The sequence below is a fragment of the Novosphingobium sediminis genome, assembly GCF_007991615.1.
Classification (GTDB): Bacteria; Pseudomonadota; Alphaproteobacteria; order Sphingomonadales; family Sphingomonadaceae; genus Novosphingobium; species Novosphingobium sediminis.
Genome location: NZ_BJYR01000046.1, coordinates 1 through 10,236, shown reverse-complemented (window position 1 = coordinate 10,236; position 10,236 = coordinate 1). Strand labels below are relative to the sequence as shown.

Here is a 10,236-nt window from a genome sequence, read left to right as displayed (position 1 = left end):
TCCAAAATGGCGAAAACTAATCTTATCCCCTCATGCGGAGAGACTTCTGCGCTCGTGAGGATAAGCTCTCACAGGGGTCGAAATCGAATTCGGCCTGAGCACCGCGCCCCTCCGCGTATTATAATACGTAGCACGAGAATACGCGACCGGTTTCTAAGCTGCGGATGGACATCCGCAAACTGTTCGGTGCCAATGTGCGCTACTATCGCATCGCCGCTGGCTTGAGCCAGGAAGCGGTGGCCGAACGGATGGGTGTTGATCGCGCCTATGTCAGCATGATTGAACGCGGCAGTCAGAATGCCACGCTCCTCTCGATCCATGAGACTGCGCAGGCCCTTGATGTAAAGCCAGCTTACCTTCTCGCCGATCCCCCCGCTGGATTTGATCAATAAGGAAGCCGATGCCCCGCCCGGCAGGTGCCGGGCGGGGCTGGCTGTGCGGTCAGTCGCCGTTGGTGCGGCGGGCGCGCGACCAGATCAGATTGAAGCTCTTGCCGTCTTCGTCATCGAAGAGGTTGGCAAAGATGGGAGCGGTGAAGCTGGGATCGTCGAGCTTGACCGAGAGATACTCGCGGCCTTCGTTGGAGGTCTTGGTCCAGGCGGCGCCGATTTCCGCGCGGCCGACGAAAACCCGGTGCGACGGCGCATTTTCGTTGTCGCTGGTATCGGGGACGATGCGGACGTTCTTCTGCTGCACCGACATGGTGACGATCTCGCCCTTGTATTCGTTGCCGGTCTTGGTGAAAGTTCCGATGTTGGCCATGATGCATTCCTTCAAGTTGGTCGAACCCGCGCCCATCGCGGCCTCGATGGCTGGTTGAAGGCGGGGGCTTGCGCCCGCTGCACCGGAACGGCCGAAACGCAGTGGAGGACGACGGCCAGACGGCTTTCTTGCCTCGCGAGGAATGGGCGGCACGCCCAGGGGAAGAAAGTCGGTGCAGACGGCGTTGCAGCAAGGGATCAAGCGGCGAAGCCATCCCCTGCCAACCAAAGCCATTGAAGAGGCGGCATTGGGCTCGGATGACACTTGATCGGGAGCCATGGCACTTCCCGGACTTCCAAGACCGAACGGCGATGAGAAAGGTGTCGTCACGGGTGTGCTGCCTAGTCGTCACTGCAATCGCAGATATCGGCAACGGCCATGCGCCAATCCGGGCCTGATTGAGATCAGCGCAATCGGTCCGCCACTAGCCAGCCCAAAACCGACTGCGGATTCTCGGCCTCGCTTCGACCGCGCAAACGCCCAGACCAACCTGACCCAAGAAGAGGGACGCAGAAACTGCCACTCGAACACAACGCCTGCCTCGTACTGGCCGATTTGGCTGTGCGAGCCCCGCCGGGCATGTGCCGAGCGGGGCTTGGAAAATGAAAAAGCTAGGGACGGGCGCGGCTCCATTGCGTCCAGGATGCAGCCGCGATTATCGCAGCGCCGAGCAGTGATAAGGCGAGTTGCCATGCACTTGGCGGCATGGTCGCCGCCGCAATGCCATGCACTGCGTGATAGCCCGCAACAGCTGCGGGCGCGGCAAAGGTGACGCCGACCGCAGCACGTGTCAGTTCGGACTTAGCAAACGCCAGTGCTAACCGGGCTGCAGCAAGCAGGATGATCGCAGATATGGCTGCGGCGGCGAGCGCAGCGAGAATGCCGCTGTCGGTGCGGTAAGTCGCCGAACCCGCAAGAAACGCGACGAATAACGGTAAGGCGTAGATCGAAAGGCGGAATAGAAGCGCGCAGCAAAGGAATACTGCGACGATTATCAGGGCAAAGCCGATCAGCATGGCGTCCTCCTTGGAACCAAGGGCAAGGGACGCGCTCTCCACCTCCACCGCAGCGCAATGTGCATGGAATCCATAGCAGAAATGCGCATCGGCTGGAATACCCGATGGGCATCCAGCCAGGCGGCGCAGCGCAAATTTGCGCGGTCAGGGATTGAACGGGTCATATTCTTGGATCACGCTGTCGGCATCGCCATCGAATTCGGACGAGGGAACTGCGCCGAAGCCGTTACCGGCGTGGAACAGGGTGACGCAGACCATCAAGGTGCGGGCGAGGCTCCAGGCGTGACGCTGTGCGATGGTGAGTGACATGTTCGAGCTCCTGTCTCGGAGCAGGGACCATCCCTGCTCGACAGGCCCCGGACAGACGGCGCAAAGCCGCAATCACCACGAAGGAGCAGCCGCAGTGGCCGCACGCAGAGCGTAGCGGACCCTTTACGGGTTGATTGAAGGAGGCTTGGGGTCGGCCAACGGATTGGCCGCAAAGAGCGGGGTGTGTCCAGGAACCCGAAATAGGGTCGCCCGACGATACTGGTATTCCCAACTGCAGGCCGAGTAGCTACTGATCTTCGCGGCGCTGCGCGATCCGGAATGCCGCTTTGTAAGGTCTTAAAACGGTCCTGTTTGAAGCAAGGCATGGCGCAGCAGCACTATGCGGTCATTGCCCCAGAACAGCCGTTCATTGACAACGAAGGTCGGCACACCGAACGCACCCTGCTCTATCGCTTTCGCCGTAACCCGCTCTCGCTCTTTCCATGTGTTCTCATCATCAAGTGCGTTTGCAAAGGCGTCTCGGTCCAGTCCTGCCCTGCTAGCGCATGTGATACATACAGCGCGGTCCACGGCAGGCAGATCGTCGGCGAAAACCGCGCGAAGCAGTGCATGAGCGTAGGCCTCGGCGACGCCGAGCCCCCGCGCAGCCGTGCAGGCAAGCGAGAGCAGGTTGGGGTCAAGAGCAAGACGGCCATGCGGCTCGCGGAAGGGCACACCATAAAGCGCCGCCCATGCTTCAGCGTCCTTCTGCCGATAGCCCCAGTCATATTGGCCGGAGCCATTCGTGCCGGCAAAGGGACTGCGCCCGCCATGCGCCGTCGCAATCAGCTGAGCGCTGTCTACAGCGAGCCAGTTAAACTTCACTCCCGTTTCGGCTTCGAGCGCAGCAAGCTGGGTCGAAGCCAGGTAGGAATAGCGGCTGCCAACGCCAAAATAGAAGTCTGCGATCAAGGCTGCAATTTCCCTACAATGCCGACCGCTGCAACCTCGCAGCGGCGTTGCCACAATGCAACGCATACAGCGCCTGCAACCTTGCGAACAGGATATCGCTAGACCTTAGGGACTTTCATTGTCACATGGCCTGAGCAATTCACTTCGATTGCAGGGGAACGCCGATAATTGCGAGTACGGCGTCAATTACCTTGAGTAGCGCCCCGCGCCGAGTGGCCGATAATCTGAGCAAAAATCTGCCTCGATTGCGAGCAGCGCATGTTCGATTGCAAGCGTCTACACCTAGCCGCTCTATTCGACATAGGTTCGTTCCCGAAATACCATCGTTTTCGGGAAAGGCGGCAACGCAATGCGAAGGCAGCTCTCCCTTTCGGGTCATTGAAACCTGCCCGGCTGCTTCAATCGGAATTCGGCCACCAGCGGCATATCTCGTGTCGGCCCCTGAGCGGTCGTTTCGGTTGGCCTAAAGCGGCGGAAGACCGACGGCCGCGCGCCCTACGTCGGTCTTTATCGAGAAGTCGCCGCCATCATGCACGTGCGCAGCATCGCTCGTCAGCCATACCACGGCCTCGGCGGCCCATTCGGCCGGGATGTGATCCGACCACGCCAGCTTCGACACAGGGTTGATCCCGGCTGCCTGGATCGTCCGCTGGAACTGCGTTGCGACCGTTCCCGGTGACAGGCCAACGCAGCGGATGCCGTTAGCGGCCTCCTCCTTGTGGACGCAGGCCGTAAACATCAGCACCGCGGCTTTCGTCGCCGAATAGTGTGACCACCCCTCCAGCGCACTGGTGGCGGCACCCGACGAGATGTTGATGATGGTCCCCCCGCCGCTCATCTTCATCACTGGCAGAACGGCGCGAGTGCAGTGGAACACGCCTTTGAGGTTGATGTCGACCGCGCGGCTCCAACCTTCCGGATCGGCGTCAGCAATACGGGCAATGGGATCGATCACCCCGGCGTTGTTGATCAGGATATCGATCTGCCCGAAGTGCTCGATCGCACGGGCAATGGCCCAACTGACAGATTCCCAATCGGCCACATCGCAGGCGATCGCGAGCGCGCGGGGACCAGTGGCAGCGGCGATGCTTTCGATCGCCGCGCCCGAGCGGGCGAAGAGAACCACGTTGGCACCCGCATTCGCGAGACGCCATGCGGTCGCCTCACCGATCCCGCGGCTCGCCCCGGTGACGATGGCTGTTTGGCCGGTGAGGTCAATATCATTGTTGAGCATCACGCTACTCCTTCGGACGCAAAGTGACGCTCGATCTCGGCGAGCGCTGCGGCCATCGCCGCATCGACGGTTGTGGCATCGGCGGTGGTCGCTTCGACCGCGAAACTGGTGACATCTGTAATGCCGATGAAGTTGAGGATCAGCGTCAGATAGGGTCGCAGAAAGTCGAAGCTGTTGAGAGCCCCGCCTTTGCCATAGCCACGCGCGCCGTAGGAATAGGCGACATAGGCGCGCTTGCCTTCGACCAGACCGCGGAACGCGCCTTCCTCATAGGCAAAGGTTCGGCCGATGCGCATGATCTGGTCGATCCACGCCTTGAGCGCGGCAGGCGTGCCGAAATTGTAGATCGGGGTGGTGATGAGCAGCACATCGGCCGCTTCGATTTCGGCGATCAGGGTGTCGGACAAGGCGGTGGCGGCACGCAGGGCGTCGGTCATTGCCTCGGACGGAGCGTAAAAGCCCTTGATGGTCGCATCGGCAATCGCGGGCAGCGGGTTCCCGCCGAGGTCGCGCTCGACGCCGAGCCGCGCCCCGTGCGCCACCAGTCCCTTGAGCACAGCATCGCCGAGCGCGCGGCTGAACGACGCCTGTTCGGCACCTGCCAGGTTCGGTCCGGGACGGGCCGAGGCATCGAGTCTGAGAATGTGGGTCATCATCATGGTCTCCGTTTGTGAGCGAACCAAGATGAAGCGTGCTCACTGTGACGGAAAGATTGCCAAACGCACTATATTCATGCGAAGATAGCATTAATGAATACGGATGATGTCTCGCTTGGTGCCCTCAGATGCTTCGTCGATGTCGCGACGGAGGGGTCTTTTGCAGCCGTCGCGCGCCGGCGGCTGGTCGATCCCTCGATCGTCTCACGCACCATCGCCGGGCTTGAGCGCGAACTGGGCTTCCGTCTGTTTGATCGCACCACGCGCCGACTTAACCTGACCGAGGCCGGTGCGATCTACCTGCAGCGCGCGGGCACGCTGGTGGCAGAGCTCGATGCGGCGCGCGCCGCAGCAAGTGATGTGCTGACCGAGCCTTCTGGCCTTGTGCGCATCACGGCATCGACCGCTTTTGGTACCCATTGGCTCACCCCGCGCCTTCACCGCTTCATGCAGCTTTACCCGGAGATTTCCGTCGAGGCGATGCTGACCGACGCAGTCGTCGATATCGCGGCAGAGCGTATCGACCTTGCCCTGCGGCTCGCAGTGCGGCCGAGCGGCGATCTGGTCGCTACGCGGCTGATGACGACGCGCTACCGGGTGGTGGCAAGCGCCGACTGGCTCGCCCGCAGCGGAAACCTTGCTGCGCCGGAGGATCTTGCGGCGATGTCATGCCTGCTGCTGACGCTGCCGGGCTACCGTTCGCAATGGTCGTTCCGGCGCGGTGGCGAGGTCCGGCGGGTTCTGGTTCACGGACGGCTTGCGATCTCAAGCCCTCCGGCGATCCGCAGGGCTGCGTCGGATGGTATGGGGCCAGCGCTGCTTGCCGACTGGATGGTGTCCGAGGACCTTGCCAGCGGGGCGTTGGTGGATATGCTCCCCGAATGGGAGGCGACCGCTGCCGATTTCGACACCGCTGCCTGGATACTATATCCTTCCAGCGCCTACGTTCCGCGCAAAGTCAGGGTGCTGGTGGATTGGCTGAAGCAATCCGTGTGAGGTGAGGGCTTGCAGACCTTTGCTCTCTTGCCCCCTTCATTTCGAAGGGCAGCTCGTCTAACGATTAGCAGTTATTTGCTGCGAACTCGGGTGATCAAGAAAACAGCCAAGCAGCTGTATCCCCCGATTAGTCACCAGTAGGTTTTCTATAGACGATCCCATTGCTTTAAAGCGGCAGTTTTTTAACCTTCAGCACCAACAATTGAACGACCACGGTCTCGAGTAGTAGGAGGGATCAGGTCAGACATTGGGCGATATGGACCAATAGTGCTCATTCAATTGCCCAGACCGCAATTCCCATCTTGCGCGCCTTGTCGACGAGATTGGCGTTGATGCCATTTCCTGGACAGGCAACCACAGCCTTTGGCAGAGCTTCGAGGATCTGGTCGTTGCGACGGAACGGTGCGGCGTTCTTGAAGCGCTCCCAGTCTGGCCGGAACGGGACATGGGTGATCTTGCGATTGCGCGCCCAGAGCGAAGCGATGTGTTCGCCGCCGGCGGGATTGCCGCCGTGAAACAGGACCATGTCTGGATATTTGGCGAGCACCTTGTCCAGCACGGCCCATATCCGGTTGTGGTTCTGATACTCAGGTCCGGATGTGAACGCGATGCGGGTGCCTACCGGCAGCAGCGGCTCGGTTTCTGAGCGACGCTTCGCGGCTAGAAAATCCCGGCTGTCGATCATGGCGGCTGTCATAGTGCGATGGTTGACGAGTGACCCGGTACGCGGGGTCCAGGCTTTGCGGAAATGCGCTTCGAACTGGTCGCCGGCCGCATCGCGCATAAATTCCATGGCGTTGCGGCGTTCGATCAAGCCGGTGCCTTCGCGCAGCAGGCGTTCGAGTTCGACCGACATGACCTCGGAGCCATCCTGCTCGCGCTGGCTGCGCTTCTGAGCATCTTCGTTATCGTCGAGCTCGCGCTGGATCCGGGCTTCGGCGCGGTGGAAGAGATAGGCGAGCGACCAGCACAGGTCCTCCAGATCGGGTTCGAGCCTGGTGTCGATCATGGTGGCGATGAGAGCATCGAACATGTCGGCGACGGCGCCAGCGGCGATGCGCTCTTCGGGGAGCGGCCGCGGGTCGGCTTCGTCGGAGAAGGGGCGATAGCCGTAGAGCGCGATTTCATCGAGGAGATGGGCGGTGGCTGAGGCTTCGTGTTCGGGTTCTGAGTCGGGCATGGTGGTCATCGCATCGGTCCTTGGGGCTTTGGGACCGGGCAACTTGCCCGGCCTTCATGGGCGTCCCTCTGACCGGCTGCCGCGAGGCTGCATCCACATGGACCGAAGCGCAGCGGAGGATGGCGGGCGGGCGGCTATTTTGGTTCGCGATGGAAAGGCGCGGATGCGCCGCCGGAAAATAGCCGCATAACCGCCATTGCGGCCTCGCGGCAGCCGGTCTCTCGGACGCCGCTCGAAGAAGGACGGGCTGGGCTAGGTCTTGGCTCAAGTCCTATGCACGCAGCCATCGCCCCATCCTCCAACCCCGTATCGGCTCAGCCAATGTTGAAGGAAAAGCGTGTCTGATCCTGCTCTCGGAGATCATGGCGGACCCGTTCCGCCAGTTCACCAGCGCCGTGCTGGCGGAGGTCGTCATTGAAGTCAGAGAGGTCAGGCATGAGTGATATAAGTTCGATCCCTGCTGCCTTCGTGCGGTCGATCAGGGTGCCAAACGCCGCGTCGCCTGCAACATCGCGGTCACGTGCTACGTAGAGGCCTCGAAGTGTTGGCGGAAACAGGATGGCGGCAAGGTGGGCTGACGAGGTTGCGGCTGCCATTGGCATGGTTGGTAGAACTTCACGTAGGGACAGCATGGTCTCGATGCCTTCACCTGCGATCATGACATCATCCGCAGATCCGAACCTTACGGCGTTGCCGAGGATGTTGCCCATCGCCCTGCGCGGCGATGCGACTTTGGCCTTCGCGCAGCCGGATGGATCGAGCCAGGTGCGATGGGCGCCGGTCTGCAAGCCGTCGTTGTCGGTTACTGCTGCGATCAGTGCCGGGAAAGCGCCCGCAGTTGCTGGATCATCGTCCGCATTTGGTCTGTAGTAGCATCGCGGATGAAAGCGCAGGGCTGGCAGGTCGGATACGCGTGTGATGCCACGTGATCGTAGGTAGGTGCTCGCCAATGATCCGGTCAGTGGTTTCGAGGCGGCAAACAGGCGTATGGCAGCGGTTGTGGACCCTGCGCGCGCCGGCTTGGCGAACGACGCGGCACTGCGCTCATCGTCCGAAGCCGAAGGTGGCAGGCTGAGGAATCGTTCGGCTTCCTCAATGGTTTCGGAAAGACGCCCATGCCGCTGGTTGAGCCGGATGAGATCAACGAGATCGCCATGCTCACCGGTTGCGGCATCGACCCAGTTGCCGATCACGCCGCGTTCGGTTTCGAAAAGGCGGACATAGAGACTGCGCCCGGGCGTTCCCGCGACATCGCCAACCATCCAGTAACGGCCTTCACGCCTGCCTGCGGGCAGATAATGGCGGCAAACGGCCTGCACGTTCTGCGCAAGCCGTTCCGACAATTCTGCCGCACGCGTGGAGAGCTTTGCCATCTCAGGCAGCCTTTCGATCATTAATTCGGGCCAAGGGGTGCCGTTCGAACAGTCGCTCAAGCACAGCCGACCCTGTCACGATGTCGTCGGGCACGAACAGACGCAGTTTCCAGCTGACGATCTCGGAGAACAGCCCCATGGCTTTGAGCCGGTCGACCGCCGTCGGTCCAAACCCGGTGAGTTCAATCCGGTTCACCTGCATTAGCCGCGACCGGCGCAGTTGCAGCCCATCGGCAAGGTCGAGCACTGCGTGCCCTTCACGGAGCAATGCGATTGCCTGTGGTGGCGATAACACTGGCGCGTCTGGCCTGGCTGTCGCGCTCGCTGCCCATGCTGCGGACACCCTGCGGCCGACAATGCGGGTGCCATCGTCGGTCTGGAGCCGGTAGACACGCGTCGATTCCTCGGGAAGCTGTTTCCAGATGGGGAGCAACAGGCCGGTGACGATGTGCAGTTCGCTTGTCGTGAATTCATCGACTTGCACCACCTCGTCTTGCCAGATGGTCGCGAATGTCCTCTCGTCCACCTCCTGCCAGTTGGTCTCGGGAAGGTGGGTCAGGGCGAAGTTCAGCCGCTCCATTGGCCGGATCAGCCGGACACGGCGCTCAACCTCGCCATCGTCGAGCATGAGGCTGCGAGCCGGAAGCTGGACTGCTGCGCGCCGCGAGCGGGCATTGACCAACAGCCGCGCGCCGGGCTCACGCCGAAGTTCGAACGCCTTTTCGAGAGGCACCGGCTGGTTGCGCTCCTGCATTGCAATCGTGAGCAACCGGGTTTCTGCGCCGGTGGCCGGATGGACGTAGATCGGCTCGCTGGCTGTGACGGTGAAGCTGTCGGCGGTCAGCGTCTCCAGCCCGAGATCGTAACTGCCCGCCGCGATTGCGCTTTGCACTTTGGCGCCGAGCAACTGCTCAAACACCGTGAACAGCACATTCTGCATGTCGATGGTAAGCGCCAGCAGCCGGTTCAGGAAGGTCGTAATCGGCGGCAACTCGTCCTTGAGGCACCCGCTGCTGTCGGTCAGCGACAGGCCGGTCATGCTTTCGAAGATCGCGAGCGAGCATCGCTCGACCTTGCCCGCATAGATCAACACATAGAGCTGGCGCAGCGCATCGCGGGCATAGGGGCTTTCGAGATTGTCTTCGGGGCGGAACAGCCCCTGACCACCGGTCTGCCGCTGTCCGCGCGTGATCGCACCCAGAGTGTCGAGCCGCCGCGCAATTGTTGAGAGGAAGCGTTTCTCCGCCTGGACATTGGTGGCCACCGGCCGGAACAGCGGCGGCTGCGCCTGATTGGTGCGGTTGGTGCGGCCCAGGCCCTGGATCGCGGCATCGGCCTTCCAGCCTGCTTCCAGCAGATAGTGATGGCGGAGCCGCTGGTTCCTCGCGCCCAGATCGGCGTGGTAGCTGCGTCCTGTGCCCCCGGCATCGGAGAATACGAGGATTTGCTTGCGATCCTCCATGAATGCCTGCGCTTCGGCGAGGTTGGCCTGGGCAGGCCGGTTCTCGACAGCGAGCCGGTCGCCATTCGAATCGACCTTGCGAACGATCCGGCGCGAACGGCCGGTCACCTCGGCCACCATATCTGTCCCGAACCGCTGGACGATCTGGTCCAGTGCGCCTTGCACCGGCTCCATCGATGCCAATTGTTCGATCAGCCGGTCGCGCCGCTGACAAGCCTCGCGGCACTGCACGGCATTGCCATCCTCGTCATAGGCTGGCCTCGACGCGAGATTGCCGTCGCCGTCGGTGAAGTTCTCATGAAGCTGGGTCGGGAAGCTGTGGAGGAGGTAATCCAG

At 61.7% G+C, this 10,236-nt stretch carries 11 protein-coding genes; 2 read left to right on the top strand and 9 right to left on the bottom strand.

What is annotated here, in order from left to right:
• The first annotated feature begins 164 nt into the window (after positions 1 to 164).
• Positions 165 to 392, top strand: a complete 228-nt coding sequence (locus NSE01_RS20895) for a helix-turn-helix domain-containing protein (protein ID WP_066652297.1) — start codon at positions 165 to 167, stop codon at positions 390 to 392.
• A 49-nt stretch (positions 393 to 441) separates the two neighbouring features.
• Here the strand turns inward: NSE01_RS20895 and NSE01_RS20890 are convergent, their stop codons facing one another.
• The 6 genes from NSE01_RS20890 to NSE01_RS20870 form a co-directional block, all read right to left on the bottom strand.
• Positions 442 to 762 (bottom strand): DUF736 domain-containing protein, encoded by a 321-nt coding sequence (locus NSE01_RS20890; RefSeq protein ID WP_066652326.1) that lies wholly within the window; start codon positions 760 to 762, stop codon positions 442 to 444.
• 611 nt (positions 763 to 1,373) lie between these two features.
• The gene (locus NSE01_RS20885; RefSeq protein WP_147161493.1) at positions 1,374 to 1,778 is read right to left on the bottom strand and encodes a hypothetical protein; all 405 of its coding nucleotides are present in this window, start codon (positions 1,776 to 1,778) and stop codon (positions 1,374 to 1,376) included.
• Between the two features lie 144 nt (positions 1,779 to 1,922).
• A complete protein-coding gene (locus NSE01_RS21405; RefSeq protein WP_170233925.1) occupies positions 1,923 to 2,087 on the bottom strand; it encodes a hypothetical protein in 165 nt (54 codons plus the stop codon).
• Between the two features lie 297 nt (positions 2,088 to 2,384).
• Entirely contained in the window at positions 2,385 to 2,999 is a 615-nt protein-coding gene (locus NSE01_RS20880) for a 2-hydroxychromene-2-carboxylate isomerase (protein ID WP_066652294.1), read from the bottom strand.
• A gap of 463 nt (positions 3,000 to 3,462) precedes the next feature.
• Positions 3,463 to 4,233 (bottom strand): SDR family oxidoreductase, encoded by a 771-nt coding sequence (locus tag NSE01_RS20875; protein WP_066652293.1) that lies wholly within the window; start codon positions 4,231 to 4,233, stop codon positions 3,463 to 3,465.
• Positions 4,233 to 4,889: an FMN-dependent NADH-azoreductase gene (locus NSE01_RS20870; protein WP_202189343.1), complete on the bottom strand. Its 657-nt coding sequence runs from the start codon at positions 4,887 to 4,889 to the stop codon at positions 4,233 to 4,235. The genes NSE01_RS20875 and NSE01_RS20870 overlap by 1 nt, the downstream gene beginning before the upstream one ends.
• A gap of 93 nt (positions 4,890 to 4,982) precedes the next feature.
• Here NSE01_RS20870 and NSE01_RS20865 point away from each other — a divergent pair, with 93 nt between their 5' ends.
• Positions 4,983 to 5,885, top strand: a complete 903-nt coding sequence (locus NSE01_RS20865; protein WP_066652292.1) for a LysR family transcriptional regulator — start codon at positions 4,983 to 4,985, stop codon at positions 5,883 to 5,885.
• A gap of 271 nt (positions 5,886 to 6,156) precedes the next feature.
• Here NSE01_RS20865 and NSE01_RS20860 read toward each other — a convergent pair whose 3' ends face one another.
• From NSE01_RS20860 to NSE01_RS20850, 3 genes are all read right to left on the bottom strand, one after another.
• On the bottom strand, positions 6,157 to 7,074 hold the full coding sequence (locus NSE01_RS20860; protein WP_066652291.1) for a DUF2493 domain-containing protein: 918 nt from the start codon (positions 7,072 to 7,074) through the stop codon (positions 6,157 to 6,159).
• A gap of 305 nt (positions 7,075 to 7,379) precedes the next feature.
• Positions 7,380 to 8,438, bottom strand: a complete 1,059-nt coding sequence (locus NSE01_RS20855; protein ID WP_147161492.1) for a DUF7146 domain-containing protein — start codon at positions 8,436 to 8,438, stop codon at positions 7,380 to 7,382.
• A gap of 1 nt (position 8,439) precedes the next feature.
• Positions 8,440 to 10,236: strawberry notch C-terminal domain-containing protein (locus tag NSE01_RS20850; RefSeq protein ID WP_174812074.1), on the bottom strand; the 1,797-nt coding region annotated here is incomplete at its 5' end.